The sequence below is a fragment of the Methanosphaera cuniculi genome (assembly GCF_003149675.1).
Lineage (GTDB): Archaea > Methanobacteriota > Methanobacteria > Methanobacteriales > Methanobacteriaceae > Methanosphaera > Methanosphaera cuniculi.
Map to the genome: position 1 here is coordinate 93518 of NZ_LWMS01000031.1, position 24694 is coordinate 118211.

The 24694-nt window shown below is 24.5% G+C and carries 20 protein-coding genes; 12 read left to right on the top strand and 8 right to left on the bottom strand.

Annotation, left to right across the window (positions count from 1 at the left end):
* Window positions 1-609: 609 nt before the first annotated feature.
* Window positions 610-1257: a flavodoxin family protein gene (locus tag MSCUN_RS05090; RefSeq protein WP_095608477.1), complete on the bottom strand. Its 648-nt coding sequence runs from the start codon at window positions 1255-1257 to the stop codon at window positions 610-612.
* A 431-nt stretch (window positions 1258-1688) separates the two neighbouring features.
* Between MSCUN_RS05090 and MSCUN_RS05095 the strand changes: the two genes are divergently transcribed.
* Window positions 1689-2369 carry a hypothetical protein gene (locus MSCUN_RS05095; RefSeq protein ID WP_095608476.1) on the top strand — a complete coding sequence of 227 codons (681 nt, stop codon included), beginning with the start codon at window positions 1689-1691 and terminating at the stop codon, window positions 2367-2369.
* 634 nt (window positions 2370-3003) lie between these two features.
* On the opposite strand, the gene MSCUN_RS05100 is transcribed toward MSCUN_RS05095, so the two are convergent.
* From MSCUN_RS05100 to MSCUN_RS05130, 7 genes are all read right to left on the bottom strand, one after another.
* The gene (locus MSCUN_RS05100; protein ID WP_095608475.1) at window positions 3004-3768 is read right to left on the bottom strand and encodes a DUF4013 domain-containing protein; all 765 of its coding nucleotides are present in this window, start codon (window positions 3766-3768) and stop codon (window positions 3004-3006) included.
* Window positions 3765-3977, bottom strand: coding sequence for a helix-turn-helix transcriptional regulator (locus tag MSCUN_RS05105; RefSeq protein WP_095608474.1), 213 nt, complete (start codon window positions 3975-3977; stop codon window positions 3765-3767). Before MSCUN_RS05105 ends, MSCUN_RS05100 begins: the two co-directional genes overlap by 4 nt.
* A 235-nt stretch (window positions 3978-4212) precedes the next feature.
* A complete protein-coding gene (locus MSCUN_RS05110) occupies window positions 4213-4959 on the bottom strand; it encodes an ABC transporter permease (RefSeq protein WP_095608473.1) in 747 nt (248 codons plus the stop codon).
* Window positions 4947-5885, bottom strand: coding sequence for an ATP-binding cassette domain-containing protein (locus tag MSCUN_RS05115; RefSeq protein ID WP_095608472.1), 939 nt, complete (start codon window positions 5883-5885; stop codon window positions 4947-4949). Before MSCUN_RS05115 ends, MSCUN_RS05110 begins: the two co-directional genes overlap by 13 nt.
* Before the next feature lie 526 nt (window positions 5886-6411).
* The gene (gene nifU / locus MSCUN_RS05120; RefSeq protein ID WP_095608471.1) at window positions 6412-6786 is read right to left on the bottom strand and encodes a Fe-S cluster assembly scaffold protein NifU; all 375 of its coding nucleotides are present in this window, start codon (window positions 6784-6786) and stop codon (window positions 6412-6414) included.
* 26 nt (window positions 6787-6812) lie between these two features.
* Window positions 6813-8039 carry a cysteine desulfurase family protein gene (locus MSCUN_RS05125; protein WP_095608553.1) on the bottom strand — a complete coding sequence of 409 codons (1227 nt, stop codon included), beginning with the start codon at window positions 8037-8039 and terminating at the stop codon, window positions 6813-6815.
* A gap of 1448 nt (window positions 8040-9487) precedes the next feature.
* On the bottom strand, window positions 9488-11083 hold the full coding sequence (locus MSCUN_RS05130) for a midas domain-containing protein (protein ID WP_095608470.1): 1596 nt from the start codon (window positions 11081-11083) through the stop codon (window positions 9488-9490).
* 331 nt (window positions 11084-11414) lie between these two features.
* Between MSCUN_RS05130 and MSCUN_RS05135 the strand changes: the two genes are divergently transcribed.
* The 11 genes from MSCUN_RS05135 (at window position 11415) to MSCUN_RS05185 (ending at window position 24423) form a co-directional block, all read left to right on the top strand.
* Window positions 11415-11828 carry a pyridoxamine 5'-phosphate oxidase family protein gene (locus MSCUN_RS05135; protein ID WP_095608469.1) on the top strand — a complete coding sequence of 138 codons (414 nt, stop codon included), beginning with the start codon at window positions 11415-11417 and terminating at the stop codon, window positions 11826-11828.
* A 620-nt stretch (window positions 11829-12448) separates the two neighbouring features.
* Window positions 12449-13288, top strand: coding sequence for a GNAT family N-acetyltransferase (locus tag MSCUN_RS05140; protein WP_095608468.1), 840 nt, complete (start codon window positions 12449-12451; stop codon window positions 13286-13288).
* Between the two features lie 173 nt (window positions 13289-13461).
* On the top strand, window positions 13462-13869 hold the full coding sequence (locus MSCUN_RS05145) for a flavodoxin family protein (RefSeq protein WP_095608467.1): 408 nt from the start codon (window positions 13462-13464) through the stop codon (window positions 13867-13869).
* Window positions 13870-14074: 205 nt separating this feature from the next.
* Entirely contained in the window at window positions 14075-14887 is an 813-nt protein-coding gene (locus MSCUN_RS05150) for a class II glutamine amidotransferase (protein WP_170104055.1), read from the top strand.
* A gap of 244 nt (window positions 14888-15131) precedes the next feature.
* Window positions 15132-15662, top strand: coding sequence for a flavodoxin family protein (locus tag MSCUN_RS05155; protein WP_095608465.1), 531 nt, complete (start codon window positions 15132-15134; stop codon window positions 15660-15662).
* Window positions 15663-15904: 242 nt separating this feature from the next.
* Window positions 15905-17188 (top strand): potassium channel family protein, encoded by a 1284-nt coding sequence (locus MSCUN_RS05160; RefSeq protein ID WP_095608464.1) that lies wholly within the window; start codon window positions 15905-15907, stop codon window positions 17186-17188.
* 39 nt (window positions 17189-17227) lie between these two features.
* Window positions 17228-17737, top strand: a complete 510-nt coding sequence (locus MSCUN_RS05165) for a hypothetical protein (protein ID WP_095608463.1) — start codon at window positions 17228-17230, stop codon at window positions 17735-17737.
* Window positions 17738-17759: 22 nt separating this feature from the next.
* Window positions 17760-18158: a TM1802 family CRISPR-associated protein gene (locus MSCUN_RS05170; protein ID WP_095608462.1), complete on the top strand. Its 399-nt coding sequence runs from the start codon at window positions 17760-17762 to the stop codon at window positions 18156-18158.
* A 337-nt stretch (window positions 18159-18495) separates the two neighbouring features.
* Window positions 18496-21483, top strand: a complete 2988-nt coding sequence (locus MSCUN_RS05175) for a hypothetical protein (RefSeq protein ID WP_095608460.1) — start codon at window positions 18496-18498, stop codon at window positions 21481-21483.
* Between the two features lie 317 nt (window positions 21484-21800).
* Window positions 21801-23861, top strand: coding sequence for a hypothetical protein (locus tag MSCUN_RS05180; RefSeq protein ID WP_095608459.1), 2061 nt, complete (start codon window positions 21801-21803; stop codon window positions 23859-23861).
* Window positions 23818-24423, top strand: a complete 606-nt coding sequence (locus MSCUN_RS05185) for a hypothetical protein (protein ID WP_146192113.1) — start codon at window positions 23818-23820, stop codon at window positions 24421-24423. Before MSCUN_RS05180 ends, MSCUN_RS05185 begins: the two co-directional genes overlap by 44 nt.
* Window positions 24424-24694: the final 271 nt, after the last annotated feature.

Sequence of the window (24694 nt, forward strand, 5' to 3'; positions counted from 1 at the left end):
AAAAAATAATATATAAAAGGATACATTAAAAAATAAAACAATACATTAAATCACATAAGATACTAAAATAGATTATATTTTAACTTTAAAATAAAAATAAAAAAACAAAAATTAATTTAACTATAAAATAAATGATTTAAACAATTATAAACAAAATGTATATAAATCTTAAAAAATAACAACTACCCCTATACCAGATTATTATAAAATCAATTAAAAATCAAACAATAGAAAGAGTATTACTTTTTTTTGAAATACATATTAAAAAAATAAATATCATTAATTTTAAACTAAAAAAAAATAAACCCATAATAAAAAAAAATATAACTATAATAATCCCTATTTCTTTTTCATATACTTTATTTTGATTTTATAATTTAAATGGGAAATATACTTTTTTTTCATCTTTCAATTTTTTTAATCACTAGATTAAATTATTTCTTTCAAATAACAATTTTTACTTAAGATAGAGAAAAAATATTTTCTACAAAGCCTCTTCTTTTTAAATAATTCTTATATAATAAAATTTGATAAAACTTTAGTTGTTAATTAAAAATAAGATTAAAAAAAAAGAAGAAGAAAAGGATTAATGGTGTATATAATTTTTTTTTATCGTATGAAGTTTGTAAAGTTGATTTGTTCTGGAAACTCTGGTGGATTGATTCCTACTTCTTTTCCTGCTTGGATGCATTTAAGGTAGTATGCCATGTTTTTTCCCAGCATTTTTATTATTTGTACCCCTTCTTCATCTTCATATAGTTTATCTGGGTTTTGAGCATCAGTATGTATCATATTCCAGTACCTAGTTGATATGATTGGCATTTGGTTTATTCCATAGTATTTGTTTAATTCATCATATGTTGCTGTTGTTCCTGCCCGTCTTGCAGTTATGATTGATGCTACAGGTTTAAATGAGAAGTAATCTTGGTGTCCTGCTGCTGATGCTGAGAAGAATACTCGATCCATGAATGATTTAAAATTTCCTGCCATTGATGCATAGTATACTGGTGTTGCAAATATAAATCCATCATAGTTTTTCATTTCTTCTACAAATTCATTTACACAGTCATCTGTGATTATACAGTGTCCTAGTTCACCACATTTTCTACATGATATACATCCAGATATTGGTTTTGCTCCTGTTTGGAATATTTCTGTTTCTATATTTTCTTCATTTAGTGTTTTTTCTACTATTTTTAGTGCCTCGTATGTGTTTGCCCGTGCTCTTGGACTTCCATTTACTAGTAGTACTTTCATATTTAATTTCCACCTAATATTTTTTTTTATTAATACCTATATCTTTTTTTTATATTTTAAATTTTATACTTTTAGTTTTTTTTTATTATTTTTTGGCTTTGTCAAAAACTTTCTGGTTTTGGAATCATATTATTTTATAGTAAAAATAATTATTTGTAAAAAAAGGATTTAAATTAAAAAATAAGTTAGTAAAATTAATATAATTTGAGGAAGTTAAATTTTAATATGATAAACAAAAAAATAACTTTCCTCAATAATATATTAGATGTAATTCCATATAAAACTTTTGATTTTATTAAAAAATGTTTCAAAAAATATTCAAATAGGTTTTAAGACTCAAAAAAATAATTATGAATTATTTAATGAAGAAAATATTGATTTATATAAAAAATCAGTTTATTTAGAAAATAATAAATCGATTTATCCACATTGTGGAAGTAAAAACAATACAAAACACGAATATACAAAAATTAGTAGTTTTAGAAGATGGGGAAGTAGAAATTAAAATATTAAGATATAAATGTAAAAACTGTAAAAAAACATTTAATACAGATTTATCTGAACTTGTTTTACCAAATTGTAATATTACAATTCCAGTAATAAATGAAATACTAAAATTATTCTCTATTTACGGATCTAGTATCTATAAAATAAAAAATAACTTAAAACAAAGCTTTAACGTAGATATTTCATACCAAATTATAGAAAACATTATTTTATCATACGAATATAAAAATAAAGCAGAATCATGGACGTATTCAGGGTATTATTCATTTGATAGTCTTTGGGTGAAAATTAAAGGAGGATGGAACTATCTTTTTGCATTATCAGACACTAAAATGAATACTATTGTAGCGAGGGAAATATACTCGGATGAGTCAAAAAAGAATGTTAAAGAGTTTTTAACAAAATCAACACAAAATCAGAAAAGAATATCAATAACAACAGATTTAAAAATAGATTACAGACAACCAATAACAGATTTAAAATTTAAACACCAATTTTGCATATTTCACACGAAACAAAAACTAAATAGAGATATACACACATATATAACCCAAAAAAAAGTAGATAAAGAAGAAAAAAAAGAAATTATCAAAATTAAAAAATAAATATTTGAAATACTATATTATAAAGATATAAAACAAGCAATAAAAAAACTAAATGAACTTGTTAGTTACGCTGAAAGCGTAAAAAGTGTTATTTCAGATATAATATGGAAATTCATTGTTCCTTATTTTAAAAACTTAACATTTGCAATTGAAAATAGAAATATAGTATCTACAAACAATAAAATTGAAAATATGTTTCAAAAAATATTTCCAAAAGAAATTAAAAAAAGGATGAAGACAATAAAAGGTGTTTTAACAAGATTTAGCTTAAAACAAAATTATTGGGACGCTCATAATAAAGTTTAAAAAAACCCAGAAAGTTTTTGACAAAGCCTATTTTTTTCTTATAAAAAGCTTAATATAATAGGAGAATATTTTAATATAATATCTCAAATAGTTAATATAGATTTATTTACTAAATTTATTAATTAAAAAAAAGTTTTCAGATAAAAGTTGGATGTGAAATTATAAGAAAAAAAAATGGGAAAAAGAGAGGGAAAGGAAAAGTATAATAATATTTTTCTCTTAAATTTTTTTTTGATATGGAAAAAAGAGAATTCCCCTCATCCTTTTTTTTTCTTTTCTTAATTAGTTTTTTTTCTTCTAATTTTTTTTTATATTGGACTACTTTTTTTTATTTTAGGTTATATATGGAAGCTATTGCTCTGTCTTTGAATATTGTATATATTCCAAGTAATACAAATAGAGCTATTAAAATTAGAATTTTTGTTAAAATTGAAAATTCTATTGGGAAGCCATATGTAAATATCAGAGTTATTAAAGCAACAGTGAAAATTATTAGCATGTATGATCCAAGCATTACTATTAATATTACCATAAATAACTTAAAGTATATACTTAATCCTATTTCTTTAATTATTAAAAAGATTTCTTTAAAATCAAATGCCTTAATTATTGAATTATTTTTTATCATATTTACAGAACCAATATTGCATAGGAATATTCCAATTAAAAGTAACATTAACTCAATTAAGAATAGTTGAAATGTCAATGTTTCATATAATGGTAATTCACATATTAATGCTATTATAGCTGGCAGAAAATATATGAAAGTTACAATTAATAGTTTTATCCCATTTATAAGAAATTTTAGATTAAGTTTTATTGGCGGTATTTTCTCTGAAATATTTATTGTTCCATTTAAACTTTCTTTTATTATATGATATGAGTATCCTTCAATAAAAAGTAATGGTATGATAAATATACAAAATAAACATGTTAGTAGTGGAATACTTAGCATGATACCATTTATGAATAGTTTATGAGTCATATATACTGGTATTAGGATACTTATTATGTATAATACACTAAGTATTATAATTGACTTTTTATTATTATTTGTATATTCTGTTGCATCTTTTAAAATGTCAAAAATCATTCTGAATTACCTTCTAAATCTAAAATAAATACATCTTCTATGTATTTTTGTTTTAAAATTTTTGTTATTTTATAAGCAAGTACTAAGGAAGGGTTATATCTCCCATTTTCAAGAGCATTTATTGTTTGCCTGGTTACATCAGCTAATTTTGCTAGTTCTTGTTGACTTATTCCCATCTCTTGTCTTAAATAACGTATTTTTGTCTTCATTTATCTATGGCCTTTGTCTTATTTTTTCTTTAGTATTTATATTTCTAATTTATGTTTAACTAAATTTATTTATATTTTGGATTAAATATCCTTTTTTTTTATCTTAGCAATAATTTTTTTTTCTTCTTTTTCTTTTTGATTATTATAAAAATTTCCTATTTAACTTTTTCTATCTTTTTTATAAAAGCACGATACAAAGGAGGGAAAAAAATATATTGATAATTAAGAAATTTTTTTATAATGGAACACTTGTTTTTTTGAAGTATATCCATGAAAGTAGTATGCTTATTATTGCTATAGATCCTACTATTGCTACTGTTATTGATGGACTAAATCCAGTTGGTATTAATGCTTTTTCAGACGTAAATAAATACAGAATACTTGTTGTTGGATAATATATGGAAAACTTATCATTTAAAATCATCATACTTCCTAGTGAAATTCCCATACCTATAATTATAGGAGGAATTATACTTTTAAATAGTAATGTTATAAATACTGCAAGTAATGATACTAAACATAACATAAAATCTGCTAGCATAACACTCATAAATGATTGAGCTAGTAATTTTGCACTTAAACCTGGTGCATGAAATACTAATCCTATTAGAAGTACTAGTATTAATGAAATTAAAGTTAATAATAAACTCCATATTATGTATACTATGATTTTTGATGTGAAATATTCACTTTTTGTTATCTGTGTTGTTAGTATTGCTTTTATTGTATGTTCTTTATATTCTCTGTTGAAAATATATGATGCTATTAGCATATTTAGAAGTAATCCGAAGAATATACATAGATATGTTATGTTTTGTCCAAATAACTCGGCAAAATCCCATGTACTCACATTGTCTACTAATGCAAATTTTATGAGAACCATTAATATTAGAAGTGGTATTATACAACTTCCAAGTAGAGATATTCTAAATACTGATGATCTTTTTAGTTTTAAAAATTCACCTTTTACTAAGTTAAACATATGTATTCATCCTCCATTGGAGTTGTTTGTTCTATGTCGTTTGTTTTATTGATGAAGTATTCCTCTAAGTTTTCTATTATTGGTATTGCTGAGTAAATGTTTATTCCATGTAGTGTTAAGTTTTGTATTATTGTTGGTACTTCTTTTTTTTCTTCTACATATATTGTGTTATTTTTTATTTCTATTTTCTGGTTTTCTGTTAGTATTTCTTGTGCTTTTTCTATTTGATCTACTTGAATTTCTGTGTATTTGTAGAGTTTTTCTTTTATATCTTCTATTTTTATTTCCTCAATTATTTCTCCATGATTTATGATTCCTATTCTATCTGCTATTTGTTCTATTTCAGATAAAATATGACTTGATATTAGTATTGTCATTCCATATTCTTTTGACAAACTTTTTAGAAACATTCTCATGTCTATTATTCCTTTTGGATCTAGCCCATTAATTGGTTCATCAAGAATTAATAGATCTGGCGTGTTTATTATTGCGGTTGCTATTGCTAATCTTTGTTTCATTCCCATTGAATATTTTTTTACTAGTTTATCTTTGCTTTCATGTAGTCCTACTATTTTTAGAATTTTTTCAAGTTGGCTTTTATCAGGTTTTGTTTGTATTTCTTGAAAGTATTTGAGGTTTTCTAGTCCTGTTAGGTTTTCATAGAATCCCGGGTATTCAATTAGTGTTCCTATTTTTTTGAATATTTCATTGTTGTTTTCTATGTTTTTATTAAAGATTTTTATTTCGCCTTTGTCTTTTTTTATGAGTTTTGTCATCATGCACATTGTTGTTGTTTTTCCTGCTCCGTTTTTTCCTAGTAGTGCGTAGATTTCTCCTTTTTTTATTTTTAAATTTAGGTTGTTTATTATTGTTTTGTTGTCGTATTTTTTTGTTAGATTTTCTGTTTGTAGTATGTAGTCATCCATTATTTTTTTTACCTCCATTATTTTTCTTTTTAGATAATTTTTGTATAAAAGGTGGGGTATTGATTTTTTTTTAAGGTTTTATTTTTTTTTTTGTTAAATTTTGTATTTAAAATATGTAATATATAACTTACAAATGTAAATTATTTTTTACATATGTAAAAATTATATTACATACTATATAAAGTTAACTCTAATTACTCTAATCACATCTTTCTACAAAAAAAATAATAATAGCAATCAATTTATAGTATATCTTCATAAATTTACACCATATTATCATATAACTCAAGGCAATTAATGAATCATTAAATATTCTATTTGATGATAAATCAATAGTTTTTAGAAAAAAAATCAATTAACAAAAATAAGATATAAAATTTTAGAGAAACACCATACAATTTCTTAATGAAAAAAAAGTTTTATCTAAAATAATAAAAATAGAAAAAAAGAAATTTAATCCAATAAAAAAAAATAAAAAGTAGAATATTTAATTAAAATAAGAAAAAGGGAGGATAAATATTATAAATTAGTTTCTCTCTTTTTTATAATTTTCAATAGCTTTTTGTAATGCATCTGCAGCAAGATTTGAACAATGAAGTTTTACAGCTGGAAGTCCTCCAAGTTCTTCTGCAACGTCATTTCTTGTTATTTCATAAGCTTCATCAATATTTATTCCTTTTGCCATTTGTGTAATCATACTACTTGTTGCTATTGCTGCTCCACATCCAAATGTACTGAATTTAATATCTTCTATATTTTCATTTTCATCAACTTTTATATATATTGTCATTATATCTCCACATACAGGATTTCCCACAGTTCCTTCTCCATCTGCATCTTCAATTACTCCAGTATTTTGTGGATTTGTATAGTTTTCTATTACTTTTTGTGTATAATCCATTAGTTTAATCTCCTTTCTAATTTTTTTTAGTGTGTAGAGTTTATTACAGGTTGTTCAAATTTATCTCCAATGTATGTATTTGTTTTATTATCCCATAGGGGTGATATTTCTCTTAGATATTCTACGGTTTCAACTATTGCATCTACTATGTAATCTACATCTTCTAGACGATTTTCAGGACCTATTGAAAGTCTTAATGATCCATGTGATAATGCTGGTTTTATTTGTAATGCTGCTAGTACATGTGATCCTTGCAGGTTATGTGTTGAACATGCTGATCCTGTTGCTGCATATACTCCTTTTTGTGCTAGTTTTAATATTAAAGATTCTCCTTCAATTCCTGAAAATCTGATATGTACATTATTTGGTAAGCGATGTTTTAAGCTTCCATTAATGTATGAATCTGGTATTTGTGTTGTTATTTTTTCAATTAATGCATCTCTTATTTGTTGGTTATGTTTCATTGTTTTTTCAAGATTTTCATGTGCTATTTCTGCTGCTTTTCCTAGTCCTACTATTGCTGGTATGTTTTCTGTTCCTGATCTTTTAGAGTTTTCTTGTCCTCCTCCATGTATTAGTGGTGGTAGTGTTAGTCCTTTTTTAACATATAATGCTCCTATTCCTTTAGGTCCATTTATTTTATGAGCTGAAAGTGATAGTATGTCAATGTTTTGTTCTTTTACATCTACTGGTATTTTTCCAACACTTTGTACAGCATCAGAGTGGAATGGTATGTTGTATTTATGTGCTATTTCTCCTATTTGTTTTGTTGGCTGGATTGTTCCTATTTCATTGTTTGAATGCATTATGGTAATTAGTATGGTTTGTTCATTTATTGCATTTTCTAATTGTTTTAAGTTTATTAGTCCATCTTTATCTACTGGCAGGTATGTTATTTCATATCCATATTCTTCTAGGAATTTGCATGTATTTAGTACTGCTGGATGTTCTATTTGTGTTGTGATTATGTGATTTTTTGGATTTTCAGGTGTTTTGTGTTTTAGTTGTTTTAGTACTATTGATTTTATTGCTGTGTTATCTGATTCTGTTCCTCCACTTGTGAATATTATTTCATCATCTTCTGCATTTATTAGTTGTGCTACTTGATGACGTGCTTTTTGAAGTGCTCTTTTTGCTTTTATTCCAAGAAAATATAGTGTTGATGCATTTCCATATTCTTCTTTTAGATATGGTATCATTGCATCTAGTACTTGGGGGTTAAGTGGTGATGTTGCTGAATTATCTACATATATCTGTTTTTGACTCATTTTTATTTTTTCCTTTTTTATTTGATTATTAAAAAAATTAACAATGTTATAATTATTAACAATGTTATATTTTTACTATGAGGTATATAAAACTAACTACAATAAAAAAAAAATAATCAACAATTACAATGAAAAAAAAATATTACTAAAATCAGTGAAAATTAGTTAAAAAAAAGATTAAAAAATAAAAAAATAAGAAAAGATAAAAAAACCATTTATTTTTGAAATATATGTTAGTAAAAAAAAAGGAGAATTTAAATTAGCATGAAAATATTTTATTATTTTTTTTTGGTAGATAATAACTTAGAAAATACCATTTTCTTAGCATCTTCTTTTTTTTAGCCTAAATAAGTTTCCCTTTTTTTAAAATTTTATGTATTTTACAAGTATATTATGTGGATTATTATATATTCTTAGTTAACCAAACTATGAAAAGAATTTAAATCATTACTTTAAAACTTTATTCAATTTAAAGAGCAAAGTTATTATTCTTTTTATCCCTATTTTTTTCCTTTTCTATTAAAGAAGATATTTATAAAAAATTTAAGAGTATTTACTTTTTTGATTAATTTTTTTAAACTTTCAATTAAAATTCCTTTCTCTTATTACCTTTTCTTCATTTTTTATAAAAAAAAATAAATTTTTCATATTAAATGGGGTTATTTTACTTTCAAATGTCATTTTATTATTTTAAATAAAATCTGTTTTTTTATCTTAAAATCTCCAATACAAAAGAATCTAAATTTGTATTATAATAAAAAATAATATTTTACCAAAATAGAATACTAATCTTTTCTATTATTCATTATTATTTTTTTTTTATTATTCCACATATAGAATGATTTAACATTATTATTATTATTATTATTTTTCTTCTAAAAAAAAAATAAAAAAAGAATTAATTAAAAAAAAAGAATAAAATTAAGATTCTAGGAATAATTAAAAAAGAGATGTAGATCTTTCTTATTTATCCTATAAATAATAAAAAGAATAACCTCTTTAACTTCTTAATTATTTAAAAAATATTCTTTAATTTATTAATTTCTTTTCTTATATCTCCACTATTTGAATTTTTTATATTTTATTTAAAATAATCTAAAAATTTCAATATAATATACTTATTTTTTCACACACTTTTTTTGTGTCATAAGTTAGCCTATTTTTATGTCAAACTTACAATTATATATACATTTGGTATTATTTAAAATATTGTATTATATCATGATAAATAGAAAAAATAGTAACTAATATAAGATACATCTAATGAAAACTTTTTATTTATCTGATAAAATTATCAATATATGATAATATGAATTTTCATAAAATATATTTAAAACATAAAAAATTAAACAATCCTAAAAAAAAAGAAAGTAGAAAAAAAATAAAAGGTGGTTAAAAATATTTTCTAAAAAAAAGATTATTCTTTCCTTTTTTTATAGAAATGTTGGATATAATCTTATTCTTTTAATTTCATTAATATCTACATCATCAATAACAATATGTAATGTATCAAAGCCTAAAAACATCTTAGTATTAATCTTTAAAGTATCTGTTGCAATGATCTTATTATCCTTATCATAACATGTAGTTGCAATCTTAATTTCCTGACATTTTTCAGGATTTTTAATATGTATTTCACCTACAACTTCAACTTTACCATTTTTAATAAGAATTGATGTATTATCAATATTCATACCAACCTTACGCTCAATACCCTTAATTTGTTCAAGATATATGTTATTAACAAGTTTCTCATCAGTATATTGTAATTGTTTCTTCTTATTTTTTCGATGTGGTATTATCTTATCTTTAAAACTCTCCTTTTTTGTATCATTATCATCTTTTTGTTTTTGATATTCTCTTTTTATATCATCTTTTGTTGGTTGTTTTATATATTTACGTTTCTGTTGTTGTTTTATATTTGTAGATTCAGGTGATTTTACAGATTTCACTGTTTTTATAGGTCTATTTTCTTTTAGTTGTTTTAGTTGTTTTTGACTTATATTTATGAGTTCTGGTACTATAATTATTATTGCAACATCATTAAGATTAGGTTTTAGTGTTACATTAAATATATGATCTAATCCACGTACAGCCATTATTGCTGAATCTTCATCTATCTGTTTTTTATCTTTATTGAAGCATTTAACTGTTATTTTAACAGCATTCTTATTTGTTCGTTTATTAAGTGAAACATTACCTGTTATATGAAATGATCCTGTAAGATTATCAAGATCTAATGTTATATCTTTTATATTAATTCCATAATGATTTTCAAGTTTTTTATTTCTTTTAATCTTAGATTTAAGAGTATCTTCAATATGTCTTAATTTTTCAAGATCTGCATTTTCATCTATACTCTCTTCATCTGGTATATTGTCATCTTCTATTTCATCCTCATAGAAATCTTGTGGATATTGTTGTATTTCTTCATCATCATCATAGTATGAATCTTCAAGCTCATCAAGCACATCATGTTCTACTGTTATATCTTCATCTTCATCTTCAAAGATAATATGTCTTGTATCTTCTTCTACTTCATATACATCCACATAATTTTCTTCATCCTCATCTTCATCCATAAACTGATCATATGGATCATATATATCACTCATCTCATCATCACTACGTTGTTGTGGTGTATATATATTATTATCTTCATATTGTGCATCAGGATATATATCATTATTTCTATGTTCTTGTCTTATTTTTTCATAATCATCATCTGTGAAGAATATATTATCATCTTTATTTTCATTATCATTAAATGAAGATGAATCTTCTGGTTTTAGTAGTTCTTTTGCAAAATCATCCAGTTCATCAAATAAGTTAGGCTGTTTTTGTTGTTGTTTTCTTCTTTCATCTTCTAGTAATTCCTGTGCTACTTTAGCAGCATATTGATGAGATATTTCACTACGTGATAAATCATTACCATGATCAACCTGAATAAATAAAGGTTCACCACAATAAATACATTGATCCACATCATCATCATCATTTAGCTGACCACAATATCGGCATCTTTGCATAGTATCCTAACTTCTCCCCTTCGTCTTTTATATTTAAAAAAAAATTTTTTTTATATTAATATAAATATTTTTCATTCTATTATTATATAACTATTTAAAAATTGTTTGTTTAATAGTTTATTATATTTTTCATGTTTATTTACCATTTATTAAAAGATTTTTAAGTGTATATTATCAAAAAATTTTATATAATAGTAATTTATATAATTAAATTATATCAGGTAGTAATTATTTTACTAACTTAAGAATATCAAATAAGTATCTAAAATTAATAAAATAATTGTTATTTTGAAAAAAATAAAATATATTAAAATATGGGAGATAATTAAAAATGACAAGCAGACAAAAAGTATTTGATTTTATGCAAGAAGCAGGAACATTATTCATAGCAACCGAAGACGGTAAAAAACCAAAAGTAAGACCAATCGGATTTAAAATGATGGTAGATGAACAAATCTACTTTGTAACAGGAAAAAACAAAGACTTCTCAGCTCAAATGCTAAGAAACAGTAATGTTGAAATTGCATGTTGTGTAGGTCCTGAATTCTTACGATACTATGGACGTGTAGAATTTGATGAAGATGTAGATAAAACACTATACAAAGAAGCATTAAAAGTAATGCCACAACTTGAAGAATTAATGAACGAAGAAACTGGAGAAGCACAAATATTCCACATAACCAAAGCAACAGCAGAATTCCATAAAATGATGCAAATTGAACAAACATACAACTTCTTAGACTAAAAAGAAAGCTTCCTGCAAAAAAATTGATAAAGTAGTGATAAAAACAAACAAACACCTAACCACCTTCTTTTCTTTTTTTTTAACTTTTTTTTAAAAAATAGCATTTTTATTTTCTTTTAATTTAAAAAAAAGGTGTGATTAATATCTAAAATTACTATTTTATAGTAATATTTTCTAGTTTTTTTTATCAAGTATTTAAAAAAAAAATAAGTAATTTAAATTTTTAATATCTTAAGAATTATATTATTAAAGCAAATTCTTTTATTTAAAAAATAGTAAGTTTAATATTCTTTTTTTTATAAAATATTTTATTCGGATGGTTAAAAAAAAATAATTGAATTAAAAAATAAAACCAGATTAAATAGTTTTATTTTTATTTTTAGAATTCATTTTTTGTATAAAAGTTTTAAAAAAAGGTTATAAAAAAATTAAGGTTTTTAAATTAAAAGATATTTAATTGTATAGGTAAAAAGTTTAAGATGAAATTAAAATATTATAAAAGATATTATATTAGATTAGTAGATATAATATAATAATTGTAAGGAAAAATGAAATCAAATAAAAGATGAATTTAGATTAATAAAAAAAATAAATTATTTAATAAAAGGAGTGTAGAAAATATGGCAAAACCAAATAGAAGACTTAAAAGACCAGATAGACTAGGAAGATTATATAAATATAAAAGTGTTGTAGATGAAGAAGGTAATGAGAAAATATTAACATTACCTATTGAAAAAACAATAGAAGATAACTATGTATATCTTTATCGTGCAATGAAAGAGGATGAATACTATCTTATACCACAAGATTCATGCTTCTTTTTTAAAGAAATTGTAGCAGATGGAGAAGTTGTAGGATTTGCAACATATCGTCCAAGTACAATTGATGAAAATTCACTTATCATGCAATACTTCTATGTACTTGATGAGTTTAAAAACCGTGGATTATTAGAAGAAGAACTTGATGAAGCAACAGCATTATTTGAATCAAGCATACTAATACAATACCCATCACATGATATGGTTTCATCACTCATAAAACATAAACTAGCACGTGTATTTGATGATAGATTTGTAATATCAAAAATACCATTTGTAGTACCAATAGTACCTGTAATGGAAGCAATTGATGGAGTATATAGTGAAGCATATCCATATGGTGAAAAAATATATAGAAAATTATCATTAATATATGATCTAGATCTTTGTGCTGTAGTAGGACTTGCATCAGATACAGAGGAAAATGACTATGTTAAAGAAGTTGATCCTGATGCTGAAGATACAAATATGAATGATTATAATATCATAAGTCTTCCATTACGTATTGATGATGTAAAATATGGATGTATCCAAAAACGTAAAAATGATGCAGATTTAATAGATAATACATACTTTAAAAAAGTAAGAACATTACTTGATGAAAATGATGAAGTCATAGAAAACTGGTTATCAATAAGATAGTGTTCTTTTTATTATGTTACTAAAAAGAATCAATCATATTAAATGAATATTAAACTTTATATTTTATAAAGAAAGAAAAAGAAAAAAAACTTTTGGTTTATAAAAAAAAAATGAATATCTAATTTTTTATACCTATTTTTTCTTTTTTTTTAATCCTTTTTTAGGTGATATTAATGGTTAAAAATGCAGTTTATTACTATTCAAAAACTGGACATACTAAGAAATTAGCTGATGTTATAGCTGATGAATTAGATGTTGAAGCTCATAGTATTAATGAGGATGTAAATGATGATATTGACACACTATTTTTAGGTTCTAGTATTTATGGAAATAGTATTGATCCACGTTTAGTTGATTTTTTCTCTAAGCTTGGAGGTCGTGTAAATCGTATTGTTAATTTTTCAACATCAGGTATGGGACGATCTAGTTATGATGAAATTAAAGCTCTTGCTGAAAGTTATGGAATTAAAATGTATCCTGATGAATTTCATACACTTGGTGAATTTGCTGGTATAAATGCAGATCATCCAAATGAGGATGATTTAAAAAATGCACGCATATTTGCATCAAATTTTAAGTGAGATTAAAACATTCTTTCTTTTTTTTATTTTTATCCTTTTTTTGTGAATATAACATATTTTTTATACAATTTTTTATGAATAAATTTATATCAAATAAGAAATTTAACAATGTTATACTTAGCCTTTTTTATTATAACCAACAAACAAACATAATAACATCTACAATTAAATAATAAAAAAAATACAAATGGAGGGAAAAAATAAAATGTGTGAACTATTTAGTATAAGCTGCAATAAAAAAATACAAATAAACCAATATCTAAAAGAATTCTACAAACACTGTGAACTACACCCGCACGGTTGGGGACTTGCAATAATGCATGAAGATCATAGTGTAACAATCAAAAAACAACCAATAAAAGCAACAGAAAGCCAACAACTAAAAGAAATATTGTCCCATCCTATCAAAACAAAATGTGCAGCTGCACATATAAGACTTGCAACACTTGGAAACAAATCAAATTGTAACTGTCATCCCTTCAAAGCATTAGATGAGAAAAATACAACATGGACACTAATACATAATGGAACAATATTTAACTATCCTAAACTTAACAAATACAAAACACAACAAAAAGGAGTAACAGATTCAGAAAGAATACTACTTTACATAATTGATAATATAAACACTCATAAAGAAGATGAGTACTTCCAAATACTAAATACAATAATACCACAATTATCTAAAGGAAATAAATTAAACATTATACTATGTAATAAAAACATAATGTATGTACATACAAACTGCTCTAAAGGACTAAACTACCTAAAAACAGATAAAGGAATAATATTTTCAACACAAAAACTAGATAAAAACCCAGAATGGAAACAACTACCAATAAACACACTCTACATGATAAAAAATGGTGAAATAATACAAAAAGGAAAACCACATGAAAATGAATATCATATAAGTGATGAAAACATAAAATTCATGCTACAAAAAGTAACACCAGATCTAAGAGATGGAATAATACGAAACTTTAACATAAAAAATCCAGAAAAATATCTAAATTAAATAAAATGATAACATCTAATCTAAAAAAAGTATTCTTCTATAAATTAAATAACCACCCTTTTATTTTAACACTTTTTAAAACCCCTATTTTTTTTTATTTTATAACTAAAATAACCCATTATTTAAACTATTAAACTACGTCTTGGTTTTAGTTTTTATATATATTTATAATATATAAATAACATATATATACATACTTAAAAAGAAAAAACTATCTAATTAATAACTAGGAGGATAAAGAAAAATGAAAGTATTAGGAGTAGTAGGAAGTCCAAGAAAAAATGGAAACTGTGATGTATTAGTAAAAGAATTCTTAGATGCAACAGAAGCAGATACAGAATACATCTTCTTAAACCACAAAAAATTACTAGGATGTAATGCATGTATGGCATGTGAACACGGAGATTGTGTAATAGATGATGATGGAAATGAAATCATTGAAAAACTACTAGAAGCTGATGTATTAGTACTAGCATCACCAATTTACTATGGTGGAATATCAGCACAAGCAAAAACATTCATAGACAGATTCTACCAAATATCAAGAGGACCTGAAAAATCACTTGAAGGTAAAAAAGTAGTAACAATCATGACACAAGCACAACCTGAAGATGTATTTGGTGACTACATAAGATCACTTGATAAAATGCCATTTGGATACATGGGAATGGAAGTAATTGGAAATGTAACTGCAATGGGAACACAAGATCGTGGAGATAAAGAAGAACTTGCAGATTACATAAAACAAGTAAAAGAAATAGCATCAAACTTATAGAATGTTTTATTTTAACTTATCACCACCTTTTTAACTTTTTTTTTATATTCTTTTTCTAAATAACATTATCTTTTTTTAAAAAACTTTTATTTATACCCAAAAATTCATCTTTAAAATAGAAACTTCTTTTTTCATGCTCCTTTTTAAGTGCTAATAATTTTTATAATATTAAAATTAAATATTCTAATATAAAAAAAATATTAAATAACCAAATAAATGGAATTAAGGAAAATTGAAGACTTATGAATTTTAGAAAACTAAGACTCTTATCAGAAACAAATAAATTAGTTTTAAAAGAACTTAAAAATGTACTTCTGGTAATACTTATACTAATAGATTTTATAATGATCTTTGTAATTAGTATTGATGTTGTATCACCAGCATTATTCTCATTTATGGCAGATTTTGACTTATTTGTATGTTTCATGTTATTTTTAAACTTATTATTAGCATATCATGAATCACGTCAAACACCAAAACAATTTCTAAAATCACATATTATAGATATACTATCGATTATACCACTAAACTTCATATTCCTAAGATATCTTGCTGTAATAAGACTATATAGAATAATACAATTGCTACAAATATTCCAACTACTAAAAATTCATGATTTAAAAATATTTACAATAGGATCAATAAGCTACTTTGTACAAAATAGATTACTTAAAATATTAACAGTAATTATGATATTTTATGTAGTTATATCAACAATAGTACTAAATTACATGGATCCAGCATTAAATACAATATTTCAAGCATTCTGGTTTAACATAGCTACACTAACTGGAGTAGGATATGGAGATGTAACACCATCAACAATATCAGGAAAAATCATAGCAATAATGTCAATACTTATTGGAGTTTTTTTCATAAGTATCTTCACAGCAGCAATGTCAGCATTATACATGAGACAATCAGAAGAAGAAACAAAAAGTATGCTAGAAAAAAACATACAATTACTAAAAAAAGACAGACACATTCGCCGTGCAAAAATACACTCACTTGAACTTGATGTAAAACGAGTAGATGAACACATGCAACATCTAATAAATCTAATAGGAGAACAAAATACAATCATTAACAGACAAGATAGAATCATAAAAGAACATGAAGAAAAACAAAAACAACAAATCAAACAACTAAAACAACAACTAGAAGACAACACAACATCAATGAAAGACTGGCAACAACAAATCGAACAACTACAACAAGAACTTAAGAAAAACTCAAATACCATGCAAAAATGGGAAGATAAAAAACTTGATGAAATAATAACAACAGCAGATAAAATAGTTAAAAACCATAAAAAACAAGAAATAGTCGATGAAATACTAAAAAATAACGAAGAAACATCTGATAAAAACACAAATAAAACAGAAGATAAAACCACAGATGATAATGTAAAATCAGATGATAATACAAATACACAAACAGCTAACAAAGCACAAGATAAGTCTGATATAACACAAAATACTAAATCTGATGATAAAACAACAAAAAATACAACAAAAAAAGATTAAAAAAAAATTAATATAGAAAAAAAGATGAGGTAACTAATTATGAAACCTGAAGCCATAATAAAAATGGAACAAGAAGATGAAGATGAAGAATTCATAGGATTAAATGTAGATTCAAAACTACTAAAAATAGTACCAATAATATTTAAAAGAGAATCAGAAGTCACAGCATTCTATGATGGATTTCTTGAAACAATACAAAACACAAAAGTACTAAGAAAAAGCCAGGATAACAGAGCAAGAATGAATGAAGCATTCCTAAATGAACTACTAAAATATCATGACATAGACTACATTAATGCAATATTAAATGATGAACAATTACCTGAAGAAGAACTACTAGATCCTGATGAAGAAAAAGATGTAGATAAACTACTTAGAAAAACATTTAAAACACGTGATGAATTTAGAATGTTCATGGCATATATTAGTCAAAGTATGATGGAACAACATGATACACCAGTAGAAGCAGCAGCAAAAGCAATGAAAAGACTAGGAAAAACAGATACAGAAATACTAAAAGTAACAAGTGTAATAGATAAAGTATTTTAAAAAAAACATTGGATATGATATAATGAATGAAAATCTAGTAATAGAACACAGATATGTACTTGATGAAATACTAGTAGATGATGATAAAAAAGCAGCATTTCTACTAGGCTTTTTATTACGTAAACTTACACATATGGAGTATAAAGAACTTAAAGAAACACCATTTCTAACTAAAATCTATGAGATGAACTTAAGTCATGATAAGATAAGATCACTTTATCCTGTGATGATAAATGAAATACGAAAGTATGATGCAATATTTAAAGAACTTGAAGAGGAAGCATCAATAAGTCTGCTAAAATCAGATAAAAACTGGAATATAACAGATGATGAAACAAGCTTCTACTTCACACTTGGATATACTCTTGGAAGTGCACCAAACTATCATAGAAATGTAGTAGATAAAGAAATAACAAAGTAAGAAAAAAAAGGATAAGTTAAATACTCAAGTTATTTTATACTTTTCTTTTTTACCTTAATAAACACCCCTTAATCTATTACTCTTTTTTTTAACAATCTTATTTTTTCCTAAATTATTAATTAATTTTTCATATTATTTATTTATACCATTTTTCATAAAAATATAAACTATATTGATAAAACTTGTCTTTTATTTTTTATAATTTTTAAAAATTATTTTAATTTTAATTTTATTAAATAAATAAAAAAAAGGGCACAGATTTTTAAATAAAAAAAACCTAATAAAACGTGGAGAAAAATAAGTAACACTACTATTTTTTTTAGGAAATTGATCTAAAATGAAAAAACAAAATATAATAATTCTAATTGCTGTTTTTTCCATAATAATATCACTAACCACAATTAATGCACAAAATACAACAAACCAAGACACTACCAATGAAAACATAGATGATACTCTATCACAAAACTCAGATTTAAACACACAAAATACACTACAACCTACCACCAATACTGCTAAATCATCAATAAATACAACCCATAAAAATGCGAAAAAACAATACAAGGTAAGTAATTATCAACAACTATATAATACAATAGAAGATATTAAGGCAAACTCAACAAATATTAATGAAACAATAACATTAACATCAGGAAACTATGAAATAACAAATACTATAAACTGGGGAAATACCACACATAAAACACATATACTCAACATTAAATGTGATGATATCATACTTGATGGAGGAGAAACTCATCAGTTTATAACAGTATCAAATAATTACACATTAAATCTTGAAAATATAAACGTACGTTATTGTATGAATCTTAATGGAAGTGTAATAAATAACAATGGAACTATACATATACAAGATTCAAACTTCATTGAAAATGAAGGTGGATATGGAGGAGTAATATATAACACAGGAAACATTACTATAGATAACTCAGATTTCACAGAAAATATGGGAGTACTAGGAGCTGTAAGTTACAATACACAAAATGCAAATATGAAAATAACAAACTCCAAATTCACATCAAACAATGCACAACACTTCGGAACAGTATATAACAACCAAAATGCAACACTTACACTAGAAAATTCAATATTTACACAAAACACGGCAGAATTTTCAGGTGGAGTAATTTGTAATAATGCAACAGCAAAACTTATAATAAATAATTCAACATTTAACGAAAACAAAGCACTCTATGATGTTGCAGGCGTATGCTACATTAAAAATGGAAATGTAACAATAACCAATTCAAGATTTAACCAAAACCAAGCACCAGCATGGGGAGGAGCAATCTGTATAAAAAGTGGAAATCTAACAATTATAAATTCAAACTTTAAAGAAAATACAGCAGGCTATTATGGTGGAGTAATAAATGCAACAAATTCAAACATAAACATAACAAACTCTAACTTCACAAATAACAATGCAACAAATGCAGGTGCAATAAATGCATATAAAACTAATCTAACAATAATACAATCAATCTTTAATGAAAACATAGCAATAAATAAGACAACAAACACCATACAACTAAATAATACTAACCTAACATTAACTCAATCACAACTAATATCACAAAACAAACAAAACCTCTACATTTCACATGATAGTATAGCAATACTAAATGAAAATAACATAACAACAATTACACAAATTAAAAAAGATGTAGAAAAAACACTAACACTACCAATAATGGATGAAAATAGTAGTAATGTAACATTAAAAATTGATAATAAAACATACACACCAACAATAAATAATGATCAACTACAAATAAATCATACCTTTAATACATACCCACAAAATAAACAAATACCAGTAACATATCCTAAATTTTCAGATAATAACATAACAGTAACTGTTGAAATACAAAAAGAAAACATAACAGTAGATCAAATAAATCCAATAGAAGCTAAAAAGTATGATAAGATAAACATACCATTAAACATACACACATCTGATAATAAAACAGTAAATGAAAACTTCACAGTTACAATTAAAATAGATGATAAAATCTACCAACAAAACATTACAACTAAATCCATAATCCTTGATACATACAACCTAACACCAACACAACACACACTAACAATAATAGCAGAAAATCTAGAATACAACATAAACACAGTAACTACAACACTAACAATAACACCACCAGATATAGCTATAATACTAAATCCAATAATATCTACACATATGGATTTATTAAATGAACAAATAATCATACAAAATTGTGAAGATACAGCAACAGTAATATTTAAAATCAACGGAAATACACTAAAAGACAAAAATGGAGTACAAATAAAAACACATCCAAAAGATGGAATAGTAACATTAAACTATCAACTACCAACAACATACAAAAACTCAGAATACAACCTAACAGTAGTATATTCAAAAGGACGGATACGAGAAGAAAGCACAAACATACTCATACTACAAAAACGTGATGTGACAATGCCTAAAATTAATTATGAAATTATTAAAAACTCCACATTTAAAATAAACACAACAATAAAAGACACTACAGGAAAAACACTAACTGGAAATACTAAAGTATCAATAAAAATTAATGGAGTAACATATAAAACATTAACAATAACAAATGGAAAACTAGACACAGCACTAGACACCAGAAAACTAGGAGCAAAAAACTACACACTCACAATAGTAGTAGGTGAAAACAGTCAATATAACACATACAGATATGAAACCATACTATCTGTTAAACAACCAAAAATAAACTTACAACCAATAACAACCACCACAACAACTCTCCTAAAAACAACAATAAAAATAGATAATGCACAAAATAATGGAGTAATAATCTTTAAAATCAATGGAAAAACAATTAAAGATAAAAATGGACAAACAATAAAAATACAACTAAAAAATGGACAAGCAACAATAAACTACCAACTACCAGCCACACTAAGTGCAAAAAAATACAATCTAACAGTAGTATATTCATATGAAAATCTAAGAATTGAAAAAACAACCACACTCACACTAAATAAGATGAACACAAAAATAGAAAATAAAACATATAAAACACAAAAAAATACAAACTTAACACTAAAAACAACAATCAAAGATGCAAATGGAAAAACACTAATGGGAAATACAAAAATAGCAATAAAAATCAATGGAGTAACATATGAAAACCAAAAGATAACAAATGGACAAATAAACACAAAAATTAACACAAGCAAACTAAATAAGGGAAAATATATAATAACAATAATTTCAGGAGAAAACAACTTATATAACAAAAGTACATTAAATACTACTCTTATGATAGTATAGGTTGATAAATTTAACCTTCACCACCAAATACTTTTTTTTTTAAAATTAGAATATCATTTTTTTTAGTAATCTTTTTTTTGGGGTATTAGAAGAATAATATTTTCTTATTAGATAAAAAAAAACTTGTTTTTTTTTAATTATTTTCTTTTTTTTTATAAAATTTTATATTTATTTTTTTACAAAAATAATTATTATGTATTTCATAGAACTTTTAAAATAAAAATTAATTTTTTTTAGTTTTATTTTATAAATTAAGGTTTATAAATTCTACTTTTTTTGTTCTATGTATAAAAATTATATATAAAGTTGATTATATTATGATAAGTTATAATAAGAAAATTTTACTACTATTATTTATCATATTTAGCTTATTTATTAGCTTATCTTCCTTATCAGCTGCAGATGATAATGCAACATCAACATTATCAGATAAGGCTGTAACTCATGATAAGATAGTATCAGATAATAATGTGAAAATTGATGATAATAGTAATATAGAAAATACACAGATTCAATCAAATACAAAAACAGTGAAAAAAGAAGATAAATCAAATATTTTAGAACGTAATGTAAGTAGTTATAATGAATTATATGATACAATTAATAAATCATACATAATTAAAGATAAATCTTCTATGATTATTAACATGAAACATGGAAATTATAATGTTACTAAACCTATACAATGGGGAATAAAAGGACAAACTATACGAAATCTTACAATTAATGCAGGTAATATTTTAGTTGATTGTAATAATAACTCCCAGTTTATATCTATAAAAGCAGGATTTAATGTTAATTTAAACAACATTAAAATTAGGTACGCTAATAGTAGTCGTGGAGGAGCAATATATAATAATGGAAATATAACAATTAAAAATTCAATATTTCTAAATAACACAGCAACAAGTAATGGTGGAGTAATATATAATGATCATTCAAATATGACAATTATTAATTCATCATTTTCAAATAACAAAGCACAATATGGTGGATGTATCTATAATAATAATGCAAAAACATTTATTAATTCATCATACTTCTCATTTAACATAGCAAAACGTGGTGGTGTATGTTATACATTTGGTCTTTTAAATATAACAAGCACAACTTTTAAAAATAACATAGCAGAAGTTAATGGTGGATGTATATTTAATGATAAAAACACTACAATAATTCTAAAATCAAATTACACAAAAAACAAAGCATTAAACAATGGTGGATGTAACTATAATAATGGTCAAATGGACATACTAAAAACATCACTCACATATAATAGTGCAATTAATGGTGGAGTAAACTATAATAATAAAATTCTATCAATTGAATCATGCAACATAAACAACAATAATGCAACACGTGGAGGATGTAATTACAATAATGCAATACTTAACATAATTAAAACCACACAAAACAACAATAAAGCAACAAAACATGGAGGAGTAAACTACAACGATCATAACACCACAATAATCTCAGAATCTACACTTAATAATAACATTGCATCAATTAATGGTGGAGTAAACTACAACAACAATGGAGAAATATTAATCATATCATCCAAACATACAAACAACAAAGCAGAACGTGGAGGATGTAACTACAACAATAAAAAAATGAACATAACCAATTCAACCTTCACAAACAATAAAGCACAAGTTAATGGAGCTGTAAACTTCAATGATAAAAATATGAGCATAATAAGATCACAGTTTACTTCAAATACTGCTTCTAAATATGGAGGATGTAACTATAACAATCCAAAAACATATCTTAACATAACACAATCCAACCATACAAAAAACACAGCAGCAAATGGAGGAGTATGTGCAAACTATGGAAACATAACCATAACAAATTCAAACATGACACAAAACAATGCAACACGAGGAGGAGTTATATACAACTTCAACATTATAACAATAGAACAATCCACACTAACAAATAACAAAGCAACACAAAATGGTGGAGTAATATACAATGATAAAAACAACATAACAATAACACAATCAAAACTAGATAAAAATACAGCAGTAAATGGTGGATGCAACTATAATAACAATGGAACTTTAAAAATAGAAAACTCAAACCTAGACTATAATAGTGCAACACGTGGAGGATGTAATTATAACACAGGAAAACTTCAAATAAACAAAACAAACTTCACAAACAACAAAGCAGTAAATGGTGGAGTAAACTTTAATGAAAAAGGTGCAATAATTACCTCACTATCAAAATATCAAAATAATCAAGCATATAAAAATGGTGGAAGTAATTATAACAAAGCATCAATGCTAATTGAATACTGTGATTTAATACAAAACTATGCAAAAAATGGTGCAGCAAACTACAATACAAAAGGAACTTCAAATATATAATACTTTATTTGAAAAAAATCATGCAACAGAGTATGGTGGATGTAACTATAATGATAAAAATGCAGAATTATATCTAATTAATTTATATTCTGAAAACAACACAGCAAAAATAGCAGCAGATACATATAGCTATAATGCAACACTCATCATAAATAAAACACAAATGAAAAATAACAAAGCAGATGATCTTGCTGATAATATTGTAAATAAAAAAAGTGATAAATGTCTTTTAATAAACACAGAAACTATACAAGATAACTATAATAATCACATACAAATATATTCAGATAAAGCTCTTCATATACAAAATAATACATTTAATTTAACACTCAATGGTAAAGTTAATGTAAAAACTAAGTTACTTTCACCATTAAAAGATACAACAATATCTTCACGAATTAAGATACCATTTAAGCTAGGTTCAACAACATATTATGTAACTAAAAAATCAGATAATACATTCTACATGAACCATAAATATACAACACGTGGAAGTAAAACTGTTACAATAACATATCCAAGTTCAACATATAAAATAAATTTAAAAGTAAATATAAAATAGATAATATTTATATTCTAAAAAAAGAGAATGTATTAATCTAATTCTCCTCCTCTTTTTTTTATTATTTTTTTCATTGATTTTTTTTAAAATTTTATACCAATACCTTTTTTTTTGTTAATTAATTTTTTTCTCTAAAAACTATTAATTTACTACTTTTTTTAAGTTTATACAACACTAAGGGTATGAACTTATAGAGATTGTACTAATTATTATGGATAAGTTTTATTAGTTTAGTTTTATAGAGTTAATAATTACTTATTTAAAGTAAATT